Raw genomic sequence first — 22,552 nt, 5'->3', positions numbered from 1 at the left:
GGTTCAAATCAAACCTGATTTAAAAAGGTACTGATAAAAAGGAACAAGGAAGCCTCTATTGGCTAAAAACTCATGTCTTACAAAAAGAGTTAAGGATTTTGGAATTTTCCTGTATATACGCAATTATGCCAGTAAAATTGTTATTGAATATAGTTATCGCAGGAAAATGAAATGTCCGGCACTTCAATGCCTGCCGACGATGCAGGGGACTTTCTATTTCTCACTTCCGACCCATTTGAAGTAGAATTTTGGGTTACTGGCAAAGAAGTGGATAACCATGATGATTTTTATGGCTAAAGAATTTCAAAGCGATTCTATTTCCTCTTTATACGCCTTGATGGCACGGAATATTCCTGAGGCCAAATAGGTTTGTCCGTTTTTGCTATTCAGGTATTTTTCTTCTGTAGGATTAGAAAGAAAGCCGGTTTCTATCAAAACACTGGGCATACTGGTGGTCCAAAGCACATAAAGCGGGGCCTGCTTCACTCCTCTGCTGTGGCGCTGTACCCTACTCCTGAAATCATCCTCAACTTTTTGTGCCAAAGAAAGGCTATTGGTGAAATAGGCTTTTTGCATCAGGTTAAACATCATATAGGACTCGGGTGAGGTAGGATCAAAACCCTCATAGTTTTCTTCATAGTCTTCTTCCAAAAGAATTACAGCATTTTCTCTTTTTACTATGTCAAAATTGGCCTCGAAATTTTTGGTACCCATCACAAAGGTCTCCGTTCCATAAGGTGTCTTGGAGGTCACTGCATTGCAATGGATGGAAACGAATAAATCCGCCTTGTTTCTGTTCGCTATATTCGCCCTTTCTTTCAGTTCTAAAAATACGTCGGTTTTGCGGGTGTAAATCACCTCGACACCAGGAAGGTTTTCTTCAATATACTGGCCTACCTGAAGTGCAATTTTCAGCGCTACATCCTTTTCACGGGAAATGGCACCAATGGTCCCCGGGTCTTTACCGCCATGTCCGGCATCAATGACGATCCTCCTTAATTTATATTCAGGAGCATGTTCCCCAGTTGGCACAAAACCCGCGAAAACGAGGGCCAAAGTAAGAATTGAAATTATTGGAATATTTTTTAACTTGCTTCGTTTCATAAACGTTAATAACCTTAACTTTACGCGAAATTTAAAAATTTTTGAATAAATAGAAATTATTGGTGCAGAATATTACATCCGTATTTCTTGCCATCATCTTATTGACAGTCATAAGCTTTGAAGGGTTTGGACAGCAGAGGAGAGAGCGAATTCCCGAAAGAAGGCTTATGGTGCCCGATACGCTTCTCAACCCTTCCACGCTCCCATTACCGTTAGACACCCTGCTGTTATCAGATTCTTTGCTGCTTCCAGGCACCGACACCGCAAAGGTTGTGCCCAAAAGTGACATAGAGTTTAAAGTCAATTACGCAGCAGACGACAGCATCGTTTCAGACTTTACCCAAAATAAAGTCTTTCTTTATAAAAATGCCTGGTTTGAATACGGCAATATCCGACTGGATGCAGATTATATCGCCATAGATTGGGAACTCAATGAACTCAAAGCTTCTGGCCTTGCCGATACCGCTGGGGTGGTACAGGGTGCACCTATTTTCAAAGAAGGCAATTCCACCTATGAAATCCGCAAAGAAATGCGGTATAATTTCAAAACCCAAAAAGCCATCATTTCTGATGTAGTCACCGAACAACAGGATGGATTATTGAGGGGTCAAACTGTCAAAAAGGATCAAGATGGCTCAGTTTACCTGTCCCATGGAATGTACACTACCTGCAACCTGGCGGAGCCTCATTGGCACATCTCCTCCAAAAAAATCAAATCCATAAGGGGCAAGCAGGTCGTTACAGGCCCATTTAACTTGTATTTCAACGGCATTCCTACTCCTTTGGGCCTGCCCATGGGCCTCTTACCTGACCAACCGGAGGAGAAAAATTCCGGCATTATCATTCCTTCTTATGGGGAAGAACAGATAAGGGGTTTCTTTCTAAGGGATTTTGGGTATTATTTTGCCTTCAGTGATTACCTGCATGCCAAGGTCACTGGAGACATATATTCAAAAGGCGGTTATGGTGCAAAAATGGCCTCCCTATACAAAAAAAGATACAGATTTGGAGGGGGCTTCAATATCGATTTTCAGGCCATCCGAAGCCCGGAGACAGAGGCAAATCCTTTGGATGTCAACTCGTTGCGGGTCATGTGGCAACATACTCCGGAAACAAGAGGAAATTCAAGATTTTCAGCCTCTTTGAACGCTGGAACATCCAGTTATTTCAACAACGTGGTCAACCCAAACAATTTTCTGACCAATGTCAATTCGGAATTCACCTCAAACATTGCCTACAGCAAGACTTTTGCAGGAACACCATTTAGCATGTCCGCAAACCTTAGGCATTCCCAAAGTATTCAGACCGGGGAAGTAAATCTGATGTTGCCTGAAGTTGCCATCAACATGAACCGGCAAAATCCTTTTAGAAACATGGATTTTGAACCTTTGAAAACCCTGAACATTGCCTATGACTTTAACATGCGGAACTCCATCGATAACAGAGTTACACTGGAGACTGGTGTTCAGAGTGATTTGATACAGGACAACCTTCCTCCAGGTACCCCTGAATTGATTGATTTTACATTTGCCAATCTTCCTCAATTGTTGAGAGATGCCGACAATGGTTTTCAACACAGGGTTCCCATTACATCTAACTTCACACTGTTTAAATTCTTTACAGGAACAGGTTCTGTGACCGTCACGGAACTATGGTATTTGGACCGGATCAATTATTTCTACAATCCTATCGAACAGCGGGTAGATCGGATCCGGGAAAATGGCTTTAACCGGGTCAATTACTTTACAAGTTCCTTCAGCATGACCACAAACATTTATGGATTTTACAAATTCAAGCCTAAATCCAAAATAGAAGCCATCCGACACCACATACAGCCCAACATTTCTTTCAATTTCAACCCTGATTTTTCCACTCCAGCATTTGGATATTTTCAGAATGTGCAGGTGGATGAGACGGGTAGAACACAGCTTTTTTCCAGACACCAGGGTTTTATTTTCGGGGGAGCACCTATAGGAGAAAGTCGGGCTATCGCGGTATCCATCAGAAATGTGTTTGAGGGCAAACTCCGGATAGAAAGTGATACCGCTGAGACCAAAACCAAAAAAATACCGCTTCTGGAAACCTTGAACATTCAGGGCAGCTACAATTTTGCGGCGGACTCTTTTAACCTCAGTAACATCAACATGAGTACTAGGACCGCTTTCTTTGACAAGAAAATCAATGTGGCCCTTTCTGCAAATCTTGATCCTTATGCTACCCAGGCCTTTACCAATCCAAATGACAATACCCCTAGGGTAAGAAGGGTAAATGACTTTGCATGGAGAAGAGGACAAGGAATAGGGGTAATCCGTAATGCAACCCTAAACCTAAACGGTAGTCTCAATCCTAGCCGATCTGAAAGAAATCCGGCCGAAGTACGGGATGACTTGACCAATGAATTTTTGAATCAAGGAGGCCAAATGAATGAATTTGTCCAGAATGAAATAGAAAGGGTGGTCAATGACCCTAGTCTCTACATTGACTGGTCTATTCCCTGGAACCTTAGTTTTGGGTACAACTTGAGCTACAACAAGGGATTTACCGGAAACACCAACATCACCCAAGCCGTCAACCTCAATGGTGACCTAAGCCTATCTGACAAGTGGAAGATTAATTTCAACTCTGGTTTTGACCTTTCTACCGGAAGAATCACCCAAAGTATGATTGGAATCGCCAGAGATCTGCATTGTTGGCAGATGAATGTGAACTGGGTGCCCTTTGGGCGCTTTACTTCTTACAACATAGACATCCGGGTGAAATCGAGTATCCTCCAAGACCTGAAAGTATCCAGAAGGAGGTCTTTCTTCGATAACCTGGGATTCTAAACTTTGGCCCTGCTCAATGGCATAGTCATGCACCTTGGGCCTCCCAAACCTCTGGATAGTTCTGAAGATGGAATTTCCAAAACTTCCACACCCATATTTCTTAAAGCCCTGTTGGTATGGATGTTCCGATTGTAAGAGATGACCCGTCGGGGACCTATGGCAAAAACATTGGCACCATCAAACCACTGTTCCCTCATGCTGTAATCTGGATTGCCATCCGCAGTGTGAAGTATTTCCAAATAAGGGATTTCTTTTTGTAGGACGGTTAGCAAGGATTCTTTGAGTACTGTCCTTCTGATATGGACTTTGTTTTCTGCATCTATTTCCTTTAGTGTGTACACAGAGGTCTGCAGGACTGAGTTCAATGCATCGGGATAAGTCAACACCAAGTTTTCATCCAAAATTGTAAATACTGTATCCAAGTGCATGAAATTCCTTTTTTCGGGTAGATGAACTTCATAAACGCGCTCTACGGTTCCGTTTGAGAGCAGGCTTTTGGCCACTTGATAAATGGCTTTGGCATCGGTTCTTTCTGAATTGCCCATGGCCACTGCCTTGCTGGAAAGGACAATGATATCGCCCCCTTCTATACTGGGAGGATTGTCATGGCCATCAAGGGGGTACAGCCGTTTCACTTGATCTTTGAACTCAGGGTGGTTTTCAAATACACTTCTCAGCAAGTCTGCCTCCCGCTGCCTTCCTTCCATTTTCATACTTGAAAAAACTACGCCACCAGGTGTGAGGGCCATAGGATCCCGTTGAAAATACAGGTTGGGACTGGGCGGTATCACAAACGTATAATCCATCAATTCCACGAGAGGCAATTTGGGAATTTTTCTTTTGAGTTCATGGACCTTGATTCCCGCGGTCAAGGCCGTGGCACATTCAGCCGTGGAAAATCTGCCCAATAGGTGCTCGGTAAGGTGGCTCAGCCCTCCCCTGGTCAACGCATCATTGATGAGCTTGAACAACAGTTTTTGATCAGAGAGCACTTCTATCAACAATTCATGAAGCCGATAAACCTTGGCTCCGGTGGTTTGTTTGATCAAATCCGTGAAAAAATCGTGCTCTTTTTGCATGGCTTCCAGATAAGGAACATCATCGAAGAGCAGCAGGTTTTTGTTATAAGGTGTGAGCCGATCTATTTCTTTTCCGGGTCTGTGCATCAAAACAGCCTTCAAAGTACCGAATTCGGAGTTTAAACGGAGATTCATAGGGTGATATAGTTTTCGTCTGAAATGTGATTTCCTATCTTAAACATGATCCAAAAATGTAATTTATGAAAAAAGCATTGATAACAATGCATTTAATTTAAACACATTTCCTAACAATCAACCCACAATTCTAAATTTTGATAGGATTGAAAAGCTAAAATTTAACAAAAACACACAGAAAACCTGAAAATCAGTATCAAATAATGCCCTAACTCAAAAAAACCGAAATCCGAGGCATTCCAAAATAGGGAAGATTCTCCCTTGAGGCCTTGCGGAAATTCAAAAAAAAAGCCGGGTCAAACCCGGCATTTCATTATCAGGAAACCCATTTTTCCACTTCTTCTTTGGTAGGATTGCTTACATCCAGTTTCAGTTTTTTTCTCCTTCCACATACATCGTTAAAGAGCTTGTTGACATCTTGCTCCTTAAGTTGTTCCAAGGTGTGAATGTTAAGGTCACGGATGACTGGGATCAGTCCTTCCGGGATACCTTCAGCCACAAAATCAGCATCTGAGGCAATTTTGACCTTTTTCTCCGGCCTCATCTGTGGGAAAAACAACACTTCCTGAATGGTGGACTTATTGGTCAGCAACATGGTAAGCCGGTCTATTCCTATACCCAGTCCACTTGTTGGGGGCATGCCATATTCCAAAGCCCTCAAAAAATCCTCATCCATGGCCATGGCCTCATCATCTCCTCTTGCGGCCAGTTTTAACTGTTCCTCGAAGCGCTCTCTTTGGTCTATGGGATCATTCAATTCCGTATAGGCATTGGCGATTTCCTTGCCGTTGACAAAGAGCTCAAATCTCTCTACCAGTCCTGGTTCTGACCGGTGTTTTTTGGCCAAAGGGGTCATTTCTATGGGATAATCCGTGATATAGGTGGGCTGGATCAGGTGATCTTCCACTTTTTCTCCAAAAATTTCATCGATCAGTTTTCCCCTGCCCATGCTGTCGTCCACAGATATACCCAAGTCTTTGCATACAGACCGGATTTCAGATTCGTTCATTTGGCTGACATCGATTCCTGCATATTCCTTAATGGACTCATACATGGTCAATCGGCGGTAGGGTCCTGCAAAGTCTATTTCCTGATCCCCTACTTTCACCACGGTGGTTTTATGAATGGTTTCAGTCACTTTTTCCAACAGCTCCTCCACCATTTCCATCATCCAGTTGTAATCTTTGTAGGCTACATAGATTTCCATGGAGGTAAATTCTGGGTTATGGGTCCGGTCCATGCCTTCATTTCGGAACATTTTACCGAATTCATAAACCCCGTCAAAACCCCCGACAATCAGTCGCTTCAGGTAAAGTTCATTGGCGATCCTAAGATACAGCGGCATGTCCAAGGTGTTGTGGTGGGTTTGAAATGGCCTAGCAGCCGCACCGCCATGGACAGCCTGAAGAATAGGGGTTTCCACTTCCAACCAGCCGTGGTCATCAAAATACCGCCTCATTTCAGAAATGATTTTGGCGCGGGTCACAAAGACTTTTTTGACTTCAGGATTTACCGTGAGGTCGACATAGCGCTGACGATACCGCATTTCTGGATCGGTAAAACCATCATATACATTCCCTTCCTCATCCCTTTTTACTACGGGAAGGGGCTTGACTGACTTTGAAAGCAAGGTTAGACTGGTGACATGAAGCGAAATCTCGCCTGTTTGGGTAGTAAAGATGTAGCCTTTCAGCCCGATAAAATCCCCGATGCCTAAAAGCTTCTTGAACACTGTATTGTAAAGCGTTTTGTCTTCGCCCGGACAGATGTCATCTCTTCTTAAATAGAGCTGAAGCCTGCCGGTAGCATCCTGGATTTCAGCAAAAGAAGCAGACCCCATGATCCGTTTGCCCATCAGCCGCCCTGCTATGGAGACATCTTTGTAGTCTGTTTTTCTGTTCTCGTAGTTTCTATGGATATCCGATGCGGTGACGTTAACCGAAAAGGGTTCAGCCGGATAGGGATTGATTCCCATTCCAATCAGGGCTTCGCGGTCTTTTCTTTTTTCTATTTCCTGTTCGCTCAACAATTGCATGTGCGTATCTTTTCTATGGTGATGGTAACTCTTTCAATCAGCCAAATGTAAGGGCTCTCTGTTGCTAAAGCCAAATTGCCTTAATTTGATTTGATCTGCTTTCTTCTGTTTATTTCTTTTTTTATTAGGTCAAACTCCCGACTGCTTTGACCGGCAATGCTCGTATTTTCTTCAGCCCTGCGGGAAAGGTAAGGCATTACTGCTTCCACAGGACCATAGGGAACGTATTTTACTACATTGTATCCTTCATGGGCCAAATTGTAGGAAATGTTGTCACTCATTCCATACAACTGGGCGAAATAGACTCTTTCATCATTGGTCTTCAGTCCATGAAGAGCCATCAATTCTGTTAAAATGATATTGCTCAATTCATTATGGGAACCACTGATCAGGTAGATCCTTTGTTTGTTATTTAGACAAAATTTCAAGGCCTCATTGTAATCATCATCAGTAGCTTGTTTGGAAGGCTGTATGGGATTGGGATAGCCTTTCTCTTCTGCCCTGTCCCTTTCTTTTTCCATGTATGCCCCGCGAACAAGCTTTGCCCCTAGGAAATAACCCTTGGACACTGCATCATGGTGAGCATCTTTAAGCCGACGCAGCATGTCATGCCGATACATTTGGTAAGTATTGTAAACAATACAGGTCTCCTTGTTGTATTTTGCCATGGCTTCATAAGCCATCTCATCGATCACATCCTGGAACCAAGATTCCTCTGCATCTACCAGAATGCCCACTTTATCCTCGTAAGCAGCCCTACAAAGGACATCTACCCTTTCCTTCAATTTTTCAAAAGACTTCTTTTCCTTATCATTAAGTGACTTACCGGCTTGGATCTTGGTCATGATGCGGTAATCTCCCAATCCAGTTACTTTGAAAACCGCAAAGGGCATGTCTGCATCTCCGGCAGCTCTTTTGATGGTTTCAAGGATTTCATTTTTGGTCCTTTCATAGCTTTCTTCGTTGCCTTTCCCCTCCACAGAATAATCCAAAATGCTTTTAATATTGAATTTCGACAATTCGTCCACCGATTTCTGGCAATCCGCTATGGTTTCTCCACCACAAAAATGGCCAAACATCGTAGCTTTTAAAGCCCCTTTTATAGGAAGTCGGAATTTGAAACCCAGTTCTGTTAATTTGATGCCCAGTTTCACTGCCATGTTGTTGTTCATGGTGGCAAAAATAAAATACATCTTTCTGAGCTCGGCATCTGACTTGGATGCAAAGGCCACTTCCAGGTTATCGAAAGAAATGTTGGGATTTACAGACATAGATTCAAATCAAGGTGCAAATATATCAAAAAAACCTCAGCAGGATAGATTTGTTTGGGGAATTGTCCCTGTTTGCAGACCACTCGGCATGAATCCACGACAATGGTTTTGCCCGATTTTTTTATTCCCTTCTGAAAGGAAGTTACTGCACCATGCTGTGACCTTCAATCAATTAAAAAAAATACATTTCTATTGATGGAAATAATAAGGTAACAAGATTCCTATTCATTTCAGGAATGTTCTGCATATTTTACCCATTCAATTAAATAAAGTGAAAAATTAAAAATTTCAAGAATTTTTTTGAAGTATTTCTAGTCGTTTTTAGATTTTGAAGTAAATTGCCTTAAAGAAACATTGGCATATTATTTTCCTTCTCGAATGCACGAAAAGGTTAATTCCAGTTGGGTTTAGAAAAACAAGCAATACCTTTTTATTCAGATCATTTTGTAATTATTAAACTTTCTTGGGGCTCTGTATCGGCCAAAAGAATTCAAGAAATCCTTATGAAAGTCTTATTTATTCTCGGCTTAATGGTTTGGTCTTCAGTAGCTTTGGCTTTCCAGATAGATAGCACCTACAAAGCAAAGCCTTCTCCTAAATTCGTAAAGTACCTCGATCTCAGTGTAGAGGGAGGGCCTATGTTGGGCAATGGGACTGATTTCGGGGAGCAACTCCGCAACAGTAGCTCCTACCTCGGGGTTGATGCCCGTTTAGGATTTAGAAGAGGTGCAGAATCACTCTATTCAAGAGTTTATCGTTATCCCACCTTTGGAGTCGGCTTCTATGCCTCAACTTTTCACAATGCAGATGTCGGCGAACCCAACGCCATCTATTTTTTCCTTCATATTCCTTTCGCCTATTCTCCTCAAAGCCGGGTGAAATTCAGCTATTTTGCCTCCTACGGTTTGTCTTACAATTTCAACCCATTTGATCCTGAAGACAATCCCTTGAATTTGTTTATTGGCTCTTACCGCAATGTTTATGCACACCTTGGCTTTAGGGCAGCTTACACCATCAGTCCCAAAACAGCCATTACTTCTACCTTTGGTTTCAAACATTTTTCTAATGGAGCATCGAGTTTACCTAACTCCGGGATCAATCTTTTTCCGCTTTCCATAGGCGTGACCACAATGCTCAATGACCACGACAAGGATTTTTCGGACAGATCTATTCCTAAACACACAAGGCGGGATGTTTTGCATATCCATGTTGCACCTGGTGTGAAAGAGTATTTTGTGGGGGATGTCAAACATTTCAAACTGGGTTCTGGGATTCATTACCTGAGGGAGTTTTCATATAAGCACCGAGCCGGATTGGGGTTGGAACATTTTTATTCAGCCAATGCATCAGAACGCGCTGATGACCCAAGCCAGTCGGATTTTCTGCGATACAATTCTTTTGCTGTCTTTGGTTCATGGGAATGGCTACTTACAGAAAATCTCTATGCCCCCATGGGTGTTGGGGCTTACCTTCACCGCAATGATTTCAATGGAGAGTGGAATTGGTTTTACCAAAGGGTAGGTTTACGGTATAGGTTTGCCAACAACATCTTTGCTGGACTTTCTATAAAAGCCCATAAAGGCCGGGCCGATTTCTTTGAGTGGACACTTGGCTATTCCATTTTCCAGAAAGGTCAAAGGTGAAAGTAGAGTGGACCTGACAGATGTCGGATGTGAAAATGGTAGAAAGTAATAGGTAAGAGGTGGTATGTGGGATGTAAATGGTAAGTATTGGAAGTGGGAAGTGGGAAGTTGGAAAACTTGATGGATGTGGGATGATAAAATGGTAAGGGGTTTAAAGGATAGGGGAAAAGCTAGAAGCTCAAAGCTGAAAGGTGAAAGCTTTGTAATTCTCCCAATTCATCATTCATAATTCTAAATTCATCATTCAAAACTCGTAATTCAATAATCATGGCCATTTGTATAAAAATCCCGGAGGGATTTAATACCGCAGGGTTATTAGCCCCGGGTGGCAACCCGGGTAGAATAGAATGCCGAATAGAAATAAAACCCTGAAGGGGTTTAAAAGATAGAGGAAAAGCTAGAAGCTCAAAGGTGAAAGATTCGTAACTCGTAACCCGCAATTCATCAATCATCATTCTCTTTAAACTGCCAAACCCAAGGTGGCATTTTTTTGTTCTAGATCCAAAACAGCTAAACCATTGAAATATCTACCTTTAAAATCCTGGAACCTTGAAACGGAATCACCTTTAATCATTTCAGGTCCATGCAGCATCGAAACCCCAGAACAACTGGATCAAACCGTTGCAGGCCTAGTGGCAGCAGGCATAAAAATCATACGTGGGGGAGTCTGGAAACCTAGAACCCGCCCTAACAGTTTTGAAGGGGTTGGGGCATTGGCCTTCCCATGGATCAAAAACGCCAAAGAGAAGTATGGCGTCAAATTTGCCATCGAGGTGGCTGCTCCGCAGCACGTAGAAACTGCGCTTCAACATGGAATCGATATGTTATGGATAGGCGCAAGATCTACTGCCAATCCATTTACGGTGCAGGATATTGCAGATGCCTTGAAAGGAGTTGACATACCGGTATGGGTGAAAAACCCCGTCAGCCCTGACCTATCCCTGTGGATCGGAGCACTTGAGCGGATTGAGCAAGCAGGAATAAAAAGAATCGGAGCCATACATAGAGGGTTTTCAAATTTCCATGACCAAAAATTTAGGAATTCACCCCTATGGCAAATCCCCATCGAATTAAAATCTCTTTTTCCTGACCTTCCATTGCTCAATGATCCTAGCCACATCTGTGGGGTCAGGTCACTAATCCCTTCCATCTCGCAAACTGCCTTAGACTTGAATTATGATGGATTAATCATAGAATCACATATAAATCCTGATCTTGCATGGTCCGATGCAGAACAACAGTTGACCCCTGCAAAGCTAAAAGAACTGCTCAGCCAACTGAAAACCAGAAAGGTAAGTATTGATGATCCTGTGGCGCTTTCCCATTTGGAAGAAATCCGAGAACAAATTGATGCCGTAGACAGAGAATTATTGGAGGTAATGGGGAGGAGAATGAGTTTGGTGGAAAAAGCAGGTTTGTACAAAAAAATCAACAATGTGGCCATCTTTCAAATAGAACGCTGGAAAAATGTCTTTAAAACCCGGCCTAATTGGGCCAAATCCATGGGACTTGATCCGGAGTTTGCCAAAGAACTCTACAAATTGGTCCATACTGCCTCTATCAAAAAACAGACGGAAGTAATGGAAGCTTCGGTAAAAGAAAAAGTGTCCGTGTATCCGCCAACCTTACAATTCGTTTCCCCTAAACCAAAAAATTAATCCCACGATTTCATTTAAACCTTCCTAAACATAGTAGGTGAATTTTTCCCCCTAAATAAAATTTTCTTACCTTGCAGGTTGACCCTGATAGCTGCACTATACTTTTTCCAAATTCAAATTTAATTGATGCATGAGCAAACACCTGTACCAAAGTGGCCTAATCGGCAACTGTGCCTATATTGCACACATTGAAAAATCCACCAACATCAGCTGGCTTTGCCTACCGCGTTTTGACAGCGACTTTATTTTCGGTGGCATGTTAGACCGGGAAAAGGGTGGGGTATTCACTGTATTGCCGGACCAAGAAACCTATGAGTCTGAACAGGAGTACCTAGAAAATACGAATATCCTGAAAACCAAAATTACTTATGGTCAAAATGCTTACGAGGTGACTGATTTTGCACCCCGGTTCTCCAATTTTGACCGCTATTACAAGCCTCTGATGCTGATCCGAAAGGTAGAAAGACTGAGCGGGTCACCAAAAATCAAAATCACATGCCAACCTGTAGCAGAAAGGGGTGAAATAAAATTGAGGCCCAGTTTTGGCAGCAACCACATCAGGTACATGGGTATAGACCAGGAAGTCAGACTGACCACTAACGCTTCTATCAATTATATCCAAGAAGAAAAAGCCTTTATGCTTCAGCGGCCGATCTATTTGGTATTTACCTATGGAAGACCACTCGAGGCCCCTGTAGAAAGTACTTCCGAAAGATTTTTACAATCCACCACCCAATATTGGCGGGAATGGGTCAAGTCCACCAGCATCATCAATTTCCATCAGGCCTTTGTGGTCCGTTCCGCCTTGGTTCTCAAAATCCACCAATACGAGGACACGGGTGCCATCATAGCCGCATCCACCACAAGTTTACCTGAATCTCCAGGTTCGACCAGAAACTGGGATTACCGGTATTGTTGGATCAGGGATAGCTATTATACTTTGAATGCCTTCAATCACATTGGGCACTTTGAGGAATTGGAAAAGTATTTCGAATACATCCAAAACCTGGCCACCGTGGTAAATGGCCGCTATCAGCCTTTGTATTCTATCACAGGAGCTTCTCTCCTGACCGAGGAGATCGCAGATTTGGCAGGCTACCAAGGCAATAAACCGGTCAGATTTGGAAACCAAGCCTACACCCACATTCAGAATGACCTCTACGGTCAGGTGTTGGTAAGTTTGTTGCCCCTTTATGCAGATAAGCGGTTTATTGAATCAGAAAAAAGCCATTCAGCCCCTTTGATTCACAACTTGCTGGCCAAAATTGAGGAGACCATGCATGAAAAAGATGCTGGTCTATGGGAATTCCGGAACTTACAACAGGAACACTGTTATACTTTCTTATTCCATTGGGCAGGGTCCTGCGCAGCGATTAAAATTTCAGATCGTTTACAGGATGAAGCAATGAAAGAAAAGGCCGTGTTTTTAAGGGATGAAGCCATTAAAAAAATCGAGTCCTGTTACATTCCTGACATGAAGGCTTACTCCCAAGCCATTGGTACCCGAAATATGGACGCCTCAACACTGCAACTGATCACGATGGGCTACTTTGGCCGAGACATAGAGAGGGCCAACAATCACCTCAAGATGTTGGAGAAAGACCTTTTGGCTAGGGATTATCTTTTCTACAGATACAAGCACATGGATGATTTTGGGATTCCCGAAACCACCTTTTTGATTTGTGCTTTCTGGTACATTGAAGCCTTGGCCTGTGTCAACCGAATTGATGAGGCTGTAGAGGGGTTTGAAACCTTGATTAAGTATTGTAACCACCTCAAGTTGTTTTCAGAGGATGTGGACCAGAAAACCGGGAGTCAATGGGGCAATTTCCCTCAAGCATACAGCCATGTTGGGTTAATGAACGCCGCCTTCAGAATTGGTAAAAAACTTGACATGCCGAACTTCCTTTAGTCTAAAAAACTGAGGTTTTCTTACATCAAAAAGAGCAAACAACCGCTTTGACCTGAACAATAGTAAGTAAACATTGAAAATGATTTTCAATGTTTATATTTTTACAAAACTTACACATACTTTGATGAGCATAAAAACCAATTGGTTTGTGATGTATACAGCCCCGAGAGCGGAAAAACGGGTGGCTGACAGGCTATCCGAAAAAGGGGTAAGTGTCTACCTGCCTATGATTGAAGAGCTCCGGCAGTGGAGCGACCGCAAAAAGAAGGTCAAAAGACCCCTATTCAATGGCTATTTGTTTGTCAATACCAGCAAGGACCGGCTTTGGGAATCCTTGCAGGTTCAGGGCGCAGTGAAGTTTGTAAACTTCTCAGGTGATCACGCTACAGTCAGGGAAGAAGAAATCGATGCCATCAAAAGAGTTGTCGAAACCGGTGTGTCGGTGGAAGTGTCATCCACTCAGATAGAACCTGGCGAACAAGTCCATATCATAGGAGGTCCGTTACAAGGCTTCGATGGTGAATGCATCAAAAAGGGAAATCAGGATTATTTTGTCATCCGGATCCCCAGCATCCATCAGACCGTACTGGTCAATGTACCAAGAAAATTCCTTGAAGTACTCTCTTAAAATTAAATCATTTTCGGTCCTTCCGCCTTATTGCTTATTTTAAATCAATTTTTTCAATAAGTACCTTACTTCCTTAGGTGATTTGATGTTGTAGTTGGCTTGCGTATAGCTGTAACCTACTCTGATGGTGAATGCCTTTTTCGGCATGGCTTTAAATGTATCCTCATCCGTCCAATCATCTCCAATGGCCAGTATAAAATCAAATTCCTCATCTTTCATAAAGGCAGAGGCCGCCCTTCCCTTATTGATGTCAGGTCTTTTGATTTCCAAAACCATATTGCCTTCCAAAACCTGAAGATTATGGCCACGGGCCATGTACTTGAGGTGAGAAAAGAGTTCCCTCATCCTGAGGTCACCCAGACCACTTTCCACTTTCCGGTAATGCCAAACCAAAGAATGGTGTTTTTCTTCAATAAACGCCCCAGGGGTACGCATGACGTAGTATTCCATCACCTGCTGAATATCTGGTTTCCAATCATTGTCTACCTCTGCATAGGCCTGCCAGGTTTTGTCATTTCTGGTTTTCAGCCATACGCCATGCTCTGCAATCATGTCCACTTTTTGTCCTTTGAACCATCGGCCCAGGGTTTCTTTATCCCTACCGCTGATGATCACTACTTGAGCCTTTTCACTCAAGCCTTCTACGATAGTTTTGAGTTCTTCATCCGGATAGGCATCTTCGGGCCGGGATTTGAAGCCCACCAAGGTACCGTCATAATCCAAGAAAATAATGGGTCTTTTGGCTTCCAGGAAAACCCGGTGAAGTTCGGCCATGACCTCGGCATCCACTTCTTTGGACATGAGCTCAGATTGCTTTTGTTTTACATGCGAAAGTCTGTCCATGAAAACTTTCACCCATTGGAAGATATCATACCGTTTGAGGCTCTCCTGCATGCTTGTCATCCGCTGCACCTGTTCCTTTTCTTTCATGGAAAGGGCTTCTTTGATGGCGTTGGCTACCCCTGACATGTCATTGGGATTGACTAGAATGGCCTCTTGAAGTTCCTTACTGGCCCCAGCCATTTCGGAAAGAATCAAAACTCCCTTTTGGTCGGTTTTACTTGCCACAAACTCTTTGCAGACCAGGTTCATCCCATCTCTAAGTGGAGTGACCAGGGCGATGTCAGAAAGGTTATAAAATGCTGAGAGTTCCTCAAATGGAAAGCTGCGGTAAAAGTAATGGACAGGTACCCAATTTAAGGTGGAATAATTGCTGTTGATCCGGCCGACCAAGGTGTCTATTTCTTCTTTCAGTTCTATGTATGACTTCACTTTGGCTCGGGAAGGCACTACGACCATGATCATGGATACTTTTCCGTGAAACTCGGGATGTTGCTTCAATAGGGTGTCAAAAGCAGTGATCCTTTGTGGTATTCCCTTGGAATAATCCAGGCGGTCAATGGTCAGCAAAAGTTTTTGTTTGCCGAGGGTATCCCGGTATTTTTTCACCAAATTTTGTGTCTTCTTGCTTTTGGCTGCTTTGGCAAATTTGTCATAGTCGATCCCCATCGGAAAGGAGTCCACATTGATGATTCTGTTATCAGCCTGGATATAGCCACTTTCGCTGGATAGACCCAACAACCTTCCCACCGCACTCAAAAAGTGCCGCATGTCATCGTAAGTATGGAATCCTAGCAAGTCAGAACCGCACATGCCTTCCAGGATTTCTTTTCTCCAGGGAAGCATCCGGATGATTTCATAGGAAGGAAAGGGAATGTGTTGGAAAAACGCAATGGTCGCCTGTGGCAGTTTCTCCCTTAACATCTGAGGCAAAAGCAACAACTGATAATCATGCACCCAAATGGTATCGTCCGGATTGGCTTTTTTTAAGATGGCCTCACAGAATTTTTCATTTACCCTTACATAAGCATTCCAGTGATTTTCATCATAATTGATGTACTGTGTGAAATAGTGGAAAGCCGGCCAAAGCGTCTCGTTGCTGAATCCTTCATAAAATTCTTCTATGTCTTTTTTATTCAGGAAAACAGGAGCCATTTTAAGCTCATGCAGTTCAAGAATGATCTCTGCCCTCTGCTCAGGGTCTTCCACATCATTGCCAGGCCACCCTATCCAGATGTTTTCCCCTTCTTTGTAAATGGAGCCCAAGCCTGTAGCCAAGCCTCCTGCACTGGGTTTGAATTCAAACTTGTTGTTTTTATGCCTCAAGCTCACAGGTAGCCTGTTGGAAACAATAATAGTTTTAGCCATTTTTCGAAGGATTAATGATTGTTTTGTAAAAGAGGTTAAAGAGCGGATGATAGGGACATATCACAGAAAGGAATTGCAAAACCTGCAATAATTAAAGATAGGAAAAAAATAGGTGCTGAGAAACAATATGGGCATTAAAGAAACCGGGAAGGGGAAGTTTTCTTCAAAGATCCTGATGGCCTGAAAATAAATCCATGGTTTTCTTGCTTAGGTAAAAATCAAACCTTATAATAACCAACTGGTTTGGTTTGGAACAATTTGCGGAACAGATTGCCAGTTAAAGCACTGAAACCTCCGATTAAAACCCCGATCAGGGCTGTCAACAACATGAGATAAATGCTGTTTTCTATTCCTATAATGCTGCCCATTTTTTCTGGAAGATCAGATCCTGAACGGACAGAAATCCACAACGGAACCAATAACCAAACCAAACCTACCGCACTCCCGGCTGCAAAAAAAGCAAGCCAAGCCCGTCCCCCAATGATAGCTGCCAATACGGTCAAAACCAACATCAAGCCCCAGAAAGGGAAAATTGGTCCCAAAAAGAGCGCTGCTACCAAACTAAATATAAATAATGAAGTAGATTTCATAGTTCTGGAATTAAAGTAGTTTTAAATAGCATACCCTCTTCCTCACCTGGCTTTCTCAAGTTGAAATTCAGGTACTCCCCGTTGGCCCATTTACGTATCATATTGCCATAAAATCTGCTGCCGGGATTCCCGGATTGTCCACCTGGGTAAATCCCAAAGGCAGTAACCTTATTGCCCAATTCCACGACCATCCTCCAACTTGCTCCATTTCGCTCACTCGTGGCATTGAGAATGCCCCTGCCTCCTCCTGTGGAAATGTTTTTGTAACTGAAAGATTCAAAATTGGGGACCAAATGCTGGATGCTGGTCTTTTTGTAATTGGCCCATTGATAGTTTTCTTCTTTGCCCTCCCAATCCCGGATAAATGTCACCATTTCAAGAAAAGAATTTCTCAACAAATCACCTGCAGTTTCCAATTCAGCTGTAGACGGGTCATTCCAAACCGGATGTTCCGGTTCATTTTTCAACAACTGAATGATTTGGTAGTCATTTGGAAATACCACCGGTTTACCTTCTGATTCCCACTTGCCCCACGCCGCCTTTTTGAAATTGTTCCACCACACATAGAACAAGGTAGGCGCTTCCTGATTGGGGTGGGTATGGAAATTCCATTTTTGGAGCTTCTCGATTAAATTTTTATGCTCCGGTGAAGTTAAAAGCGCTGAATCCAACAGCAACAATTCCATCATGGGATTTAAGGCCTCAGATGCCAGCAGGTAATAATTGTCAAACTGCAGGGCTTTCATGTCATCTACCGTAATGTCATTCATTTCCTTCAGGCGATTGTTGAGTCTGCGGTTTCTGAAATGCTCGAAACTGTTGTCAAAAACATAATAGGGGTAGGATGGATCAACGGAATGCTGGTTGGCCGAACTCACAAAGCCCCTGGCAGGATTGAGGGTTGCCGGGTTTTGTTCATTGGGAATAAAACCAGCCCATTCGAAAATGGGATTATTTCCGTCCATCAGGTACTTCCCCTGCTCCTTCCATTTCAGCGGAAACATCCCCTGTACTTTGATGGCGATGTCTCCCGACTTGCTGGCAAATACGAAATTCTGTGCCGGAGCAGTGAAATGATGGATGGCTTCCAAATAATCATCGTGGTTTTTCGCCTTATTCAAACCCAAAAAAGTAGCCTGTTCATTGGAGCCCAAGTGCCCGGTCCATTTCAGGGCAAAATTCAGTTTCTGGTTGTTGCTCCTGAAGTTTTTATCGAAGACTACAGGTCCGTGATGGGTATAAATGACGCTGTCAATAAAAGAAGCCTCATTTTTTACTTTGATCTCCTCTATGCGGATGGTACTCTGGATCCATTGGTCATTGTACAGGTACTCAGTCCTTTGAAAGTCTCTGAAAGTGATGGCGTACCAGTCTTGTACATCCCGGGTGGCATTGGTCACCCCCCAGGCAATGTCTTCATTGAAACCACTGATGATACCCAAGGCACCGGGTAGACAAACCCCCTTGACATGAAACTCCGGGGTACTCAGCTGCATGGCATACCATAGGGAAGGCATGTTCAAACCCAGGTGCGGGTCGTTGGCCAATATGGGGTAGCCCCTTCTGGTTTTCTTTCCGGCCACAGCCCAGTTATTGGATCCGATCCCGGGTTCTTTGGCAGGAAGCGGATCAAACAGAATGCTGGAATCAGGGTAGACCAAATTAGCCGGTTTATTGGTCTTGATGGGTTTAAAGTCCCATTTTTTGGTTGGCTCTATGACAGGGTCATTATCTAGGGGAAAATCGGGGAAGAGCTTGTTCATCAGCTCAGGTCCCAGCATCTGAACCAGGTTGGTGTATTCCAGGTCTTTGTTGTCCACCAACATATCAGCCATGTACATCAGCAGCAGGGAGGTCTTGTAAGGATTCCAGTATTCTGGACGGTAATTTAATATCTTGTACTCTACGGGAAGTCTGGCTAGGTTCAGTTGATCAATATACTGGTTGATCCCGTCAGCAAATGCCTCAACAAGCGCATAGGTTTCTGGATCATTGATCCGGATAAACTGCTCACCCATTTCTGCCCCATATCCCAACCCCTTTCTGCGCTGCATGCGGTCATACTCAATGGCCTGGCTGCCTACAATTTCAGATACCCTGCCTGCCGCAGCGAGGGTTTGGAACTCCATCTGCCACAACCGGTGCTGGGCAACCACATACCCCTGGGCCCTGAACAGGTCCAATTCATTCTGTGCATAAATGTGGGGAATCAGATTTTCGTCATAGACCACCTCAACAGGCTGTAACAGGTTTTCCAGATGGATTTCCTCTTTGGCCAGCGCATCCTCACTGTAGGCATTCTGCCAAAAACCATGGAATGGATCAAAAAGCTTTCCCAAAGGAGGAGCTTGCCCCAGATTAATAGAAAGGGCGATGGCCAAGCCCAGGGTAAAAATTAAAGCAAATAGAAAACCTAAGTAACGCATTAAGGGAGGTTGAATCGAAAATGATGGTTTGGATGATTTTGGTGATAATTTAAGGCAATTACTTAAATATTCAAGGAAATCTTTGGTATAATTTCCTGATACGTTGGATTATCCGTAAAATCCTCTCCAAAAGACTCAGTGCACAAGATTTTTCAGATATTCCCCATATCCACTCTTCCCGAGTTTTTGGGCCTGATCCAACAATTGTGTTTTGTCAATGAAGCCACTCCTAAAGGCAATTTCTTCAATACAGCCGATTTTCAGACCCTGTCTTTCTTCAATGACTTCTACAAACACCGCTGCCTGATTGAGCGACTTGTGGGTACCCGTGTCTAGCCAGGCCGTACCTCTGTTCAGAATGGCTACCTGAAGGGCCTTTTGCTTGAGGTATTCATTATTGATGTCGGTAATTTCCAGTTCACCTCTTGGGCTGGGCTTGATATTTTTGGCAATCTCTACCACCTGATTGTCATAAAAATAAAGTCCCGGTACCGCAAAGTTTGACTTGGGCGATTCGGGTTTTTCTTCAATGCTGAGGACCTGCATGTTTTGATCAAATTCCACCACCCCATACCGTTGGGGGTCATTGACATGGTAGGCAAACACCACCCCGCCTTCCGGATTGATATGCTGCTTGAGGGTGTCACTGAGGCCACTTCCATAGAAAATGTTGTCTCCAAGGATCAGGGCCACTTTGTCCGAACCGATAAATTGCTCCCCGATGATAAATGCCTGGGCCAAACCCTCCGGCCTTTCTTGGACTTCGTAGGAAAAAGTACAGCCCACCTGAGATCCGTCTCCCAGCAATTTCTGGAAAGCAGATTGGTCCTCCGGCGTGGTAATGATCAAAATTTCGCGGATACCGGCCATCATCAGGACCGACAAGGGATAATAGATCATGGGCTTGTCATAGACCGGCATGAGCTGCTTGCTTACCGCAATGGTCAAAGGATAAAGACGCGTGCCGGAACCCCCGGCCAATATGATTCCTTTCATAGATATTTAAAAACTGATTGAAAAGGCGAATTTAAAAATAAATACCCAAGAATGAAGGCTTTAGATGGGTTAAAAAAAAGAATTAAGCGCTTAGCGTTGACTAATCCACCCTCTTGATTTAAATTTAATCCTAAATTAAATAATATGATTCTGACTACTACACCTTCCATCGAGGGTTATACCATCACCGGATATTATGGCATCGTTACTGGCGAAACCATCATTGGTGCCAATATTTTTAAGGATTTTTTTGCCAGCATCACGGATATCGTAGGAGGTAGGTCATCTGCCTATGAAAAAGTACTCAAAGAAGCCAAAGCGACTGCCTTGGCCGAAATGGAACATCAGGCCAGGGCTTTTGGCGGTAATGCAGTAGTCGGGATTGATTTGGATTATGAAACCATTCGGGATGGCATGCTAATGGTCACAGCCAGTGGCACGGCAGTTATGATCGCAAAATCAAGTCTAGCTTAGGTCATTTAAGAAACCTGGGCAGCTGTTCCTTCTTGGCTTTTTTAAGGATTTTTTGGTCCATGACGACTACTGGACCGGTTTTGCAAAAATCCATGCACTTGGTTTTTACTATTTTGTATTGCCCCTTGTTTTCTTCATTGTTGATCAAGCGCTTCAGCTCTTTGGTCAACTCTTTACAGCCGGATTTTTTACAATCCGAACCTGTGCAGACAAAGATGAATTTTCTATGGTCAGCCATGGGAATTATAAGTGAAACACAAACTGTAAAAGCAACCCACAAAGGTAAGCACCATAGGTACCTACCGCATACCCGAGCACGGCCAACAATACACCTACAGGAGCGAGTGAGGGATTGAATGCCGCTGCTACGATAGGAGCTGAAGCCGCCCCGCCCACATTGGCCTGCGAGCCCACCGCCACATAGAAGAATGGGGCTTTGATCAGGAAGGCGACCACCAGCATGATGCCGATGTGCATGATCATCCAGACGATCCCGACCAAGAATAAGACGGGATTGTCAAAAATCGCCATCAGGTCCATCTGCATCCCGATGGTGGCTACCAGAACATACAGGAAAACACTGCCCAGCCGGGAAGCCCCTACCCCTTCCAGCTTTCTTGCCCGGGTAAAGGACAAAAACAGGCCAACAGTGGTGGCCACTACCACAATCCAAAAGAACGCATTGTCCAGAGAATATTGTTTCAAACCAGGAAAATTCTCCGCCACATAGGGAGCCACCGTGTCAGCCACCAAATGGGAAAAGCCTGTCACTGCAAATCCAATTCCAAGAATTTTGAAGGTGTCCGCTGTACTTGGAATCTTCATGATCCCTGCCCTGTATTTTTCTACCTTTTCCTGCAATTCAAGGATGGCCGAACTATCTGCCTTGAAGATTTTATCAATTCTATCCGGATTGACCGCCCAATAAAGCAGGACCGCCATCCACACATTGGCGACAATCACATCCACGGCGATCATCTGACTGAAGAGCCCCCCACTGGGATTGAACAGCTCAAACATGGCGGTTTGGTTGGCACCCCCTCCTATCCAACTACCCGCAATGGTCGACAGGCCCCTCCACACTTCGTCCGGACCTGTCCCGGACAAAAGATCCGGAAAGAAAAACGAAACAATCAACAAAGCCAAAGGCCCTCCCAAAACAATGCCGACAGTCCCTGCTAAAAACATGATCAGGGCTTTGGGACCGAGTTTAAGGATTCCTTTGAAATCAATGCCCAAGGTCAGCAATACCAGAGAGGTAGGCAAAAGGTACCGGGAGGCCATAAAGTACAGACCGGAATATTCTCCGGAAATCAAGCCGAAGGAATTCAGCAGTGCTGGAATAAAATAACAAAGCAAAATGGAAGGAATGACCCTGTAAAATTTTTTGAAGTAGGGATTTTGACTGGCAGCAGTACCGAAAACAAGGGCCAAAATGGCCATCAGAATACCAAAAACTACCGCATCATTGGTGATCAGGGGAATGTTTTCTTCCATGAACAGTTGGGTTTATGAATTGCATAAATACCACAAAAGCGACAAATCCACAAATCCTATGCTGTCCGGAA

17 protein-coding genes are annotated in these 22,552 nt (G+C 43.7%); 7 read left to right on the top strand and 10 right to left on the bottom strand.

Translation table 11 applies throughout. From position 1 onward, the window contains the following. Positions 1-171: 171 nt before the first annotated feature. A complete protein-coding gene (locus H1A14_RS23285) occupies positions 172-297 on the top strand; it encodes a hypothetical protein (RefSeq protein ID WP_262893949.1) in 126 nt (41 codons plus the stop codon). 6 nt (positions 298-303) lie between these two features. Here the strand turns inward: H1A14_RS23285 and H1A14_RS00470 are convergent, their stop codons facing one another. Continuing rightward, positions 304-1,104 (bottom strand): N-acetylmuramoyl-L-alanine amidase family protein, encoded by an 801-nt coding sequence (locus H1A14_RS00470; RefSeq protein WP_194774239.1) that lies wholly within the window; start codon positions 1,102-1,104, stop codon positions 304-306. Between the two features lie 62 nt (positions 1,105-1,166). Here H1A14_RS00470 and H1A14_RS00465 point away from each other — a divergent pair, with 62 nt between their 5' ends. Beyond that, positions 1,167-3,929: a putative LPS assembly protein LptD gene (locus H1A14_RS00465; RefSeq protein WP_194774238.1), complete on the top strand. Its 2,763-nt coding sequence runs from the start codon at positions 1,167-1,169 to the stop codon at positions 3,927-3,929. On the opposite strand, the gene H1A14_RS00460 is transcribed toward H1A14_RS00465, so the two are convergent. From H1A14_RS00460 to H1A14_RS00450, 3 genes are all read right to left on the bottom strand, one after another. Further along, on the bottom strand, positions 3,926-5,143 hold the full coding sequence (locus H1A14_RS00460) for an arginine deiminase (protein WP_194774237.1): 1,218 nt from the start codon (positions 5,141-5,143) through the stop codon (positions 3,926-3,928). The two genes, H1A14_RS00465 and H1A14_RS00460, sit on opposite strands and share 4 nt — an antisense overlap. A 316-nt stretch (positions 5,144-5,459) precedes the next feature. Beyond that, the gene (lysS, locus tag H1A14_RS00455; RefSeq protein ID WP_194774236.1) at positions 5,460-7,178 is read right to left on the bottom strand and encodes a lysine--tRNA ligase; all 1,719 of its coding nucleotides are present in this window, start codon (positions 7,176-7,178) and stop codon (positions 5,460-5,462) included. A gap of 80 nt (positions 7,179-7,258) precedes the next feature. Beyond that, positions 7,259-8,449, bottom strand: a complete 1,191-nt coding sequence (locus H1A14_RS00450) for a proline dehydrogenase family protein (RefSeq protein WP_194774235.1) — start codon at positions 8,447-8,449, stop codon at positions 7,259-7,261. A 503-nt stretch (positions 8,450-8,952) separates the two neighbouring features. Here H1A14_RS00450 and H1A14_RS00445 point away from each other — a divergent pair. The 4 genes from H1A14_RS00445 to H1A14_RS00430 all read left to right on the top strand — a co-directional run bounded on the left by H1A14_RS00445 (position 8,953) and on the right by H1A14_RS00430 (position 14,290). Beyond that, on the top strand, positions 8,953-10,092 hold the full coding sequence (locus H1A14_RS00445) for an acyloxyacyl hydrolase (protein ID WP_194774234.1): 1,140 nt from the start codon (positions 8,953-8,955) through the stop codon (positions 10,090-10,092). 518 nt (positions 10,093-10,610) lie between these two features. Continuing rightward, a complete protein-coding gene (locus tag H1A14_RS00440) occupies positions 10,611-11,750 on the top strand; it encodes a bifunctional 3-deoxy-7-phosphoheptulonate synthase/chorismate mutase type II (RefSeq protein ID WP_194774233.1) in 1,140 nt (379 codons plus the stop codon). Between the two features lie 130 nt (positions 11,751-11,880). Beyond that, positions 11,881-13,662, top strand: coding sequence for a glycoside hydrolase family 15 protein (locus H1A14_RS00435; RefSeq protein ID WP_194774232.1), 1,782 nt, complete (start codon positions 11,881-11,883; stop codon positions 13,660-13,662). 124 nt (positions 13,663-13,786) lie between these two features. Continuing rightward, the gene (locus H1A14_RS00430) at positions 13,787-14,290 is read left to right on the top strand and encodes a UpxY family transcription antiterminator (protein ID WP_194774231.1); all 504 of its coding nucleotides are present in this window, start codon (positions 13,787-13,789) and stop codon (positions 14,288-14,290) included. A 39-nt stretch (positions 14,291-14,329) separates the two neighbouring features. On the opposite strand, the gene H1A14_RS00425 is transcribed toward H1A14_RS00430, so the two are convergent. The 4 genes from H1A14_RS00425 to rfbA all read right to left on the bottom strand — a co-directional run bounded on the left by H1A14_RS00425 (position 14,330) and on the right by rfbA (position 20,510). After that, positions 14,330-16,498, bottom strand: coding sequence for a bifunctional alpha,alpha-trehalose-phosphate synthase (UDP-forming)/trehalose-phosphatase (locus tag H1A14_RS00425; protein WP_194774230.1), 2,169 nt, complete (start codon positions 16,496-16,498; stop codon positions 14,330-14,332). Positions 16,499-16,716: 218 nt separating this feature from the next. After that, on the bottom strand, positions 16,717-17,088 hold the full coding sequence (locus H1A14_RS00420) for a hypothetical protein (RefSeq protein ID WP_194774229.1): 372 nt from the start codon (positions 17,086-17,088) through the stop codon (positions 16,717-16,719). Further along, complete coding sequence (locus tag H1A14_RS00415) at positions 17,085-19,514, bottom strand: penicillin acylase family protein (protein WP_194774228.1); 2,430 nt, start codon at positions 19,512-19,514, stop codon at positions 17,085-17,087. The genes H1A14_RS00420 and H1A14_RS00415 overlap by 4 nt, the downstream gene beginning before the upstream one ends. Before the next feature lie 135 nt (positions 19,515-19,649). Then, positions 19,650-20,510, bottom strand: a complete 861-nt coding sequence (gene rfbA, locus H1A14_RS00410) for a glucose-1-phosphate thymidylyltransferase RfbA (RefSeq protein ID WP_194774227.1) — start codon at positions 20,508-20,510, stop codon at positions 19,650-19,652. Between the two features lie 144 nt (positions 20,511-20,654). Here rfbA and H1A14_RS00405 point away from each other — a divergent pair, with 144 nt between their 5' ends. Beyond that, complete coding sequence (locus H1A14_RS00405) at positions 20,655-20,984, top strand: YbjQ family protein (RefSeq protein WP_194774226.1); 330 nt, start codon at positions 20,655-20,657, stop codon at positions 20,982-20,984. Between the two features lies 1 nt (position 20,985). On the opposite strand, the gene H1A14_RS00400 is transcribed toward H1A14_RS00405, so the two are convergent. Further along, the gene (locus tag H1A14_RS00400; protein ID WP_194774225.1) at positions 20,986-21,222 is read right to left on the bottom strand and encodes a (2Fe-2S) ferredoxin domain-containing protein; all 237 of its coding nucleotides are present in this window, start codon (positions 21,220-21,222) and stop codon (positions 20,986-20,988) included. Between the two features lie 5 nt (positions 21,223-21,227). Continuing rightward, on the bottom strand, positions 21,228-22,481 hold the full coding sequence (locus H1A14_RS00395) for a DUF819 family protein (RefSeq protein WP_194774224.1): 1,254 nt from the start codon (positions 22,479-22,481) through the stop codon (positions 21,228-21,230). Positions 22,482-22,552: the final 71 nt, after the last annotated feature.

It is taken from the genome of Pararhodonellum marinum, assembly GCF_015354735.1.
Taxonomy (GTDB): Bacteria; Bacteroidota; Bacteroidia; order Cytophagales; family Cyclobacteriaceae; genus Pararhodonellum; species Pararhodonellum marinum.
This window is presented reverse-complemented; position numbering and strand designations above follow the sequence as displayed.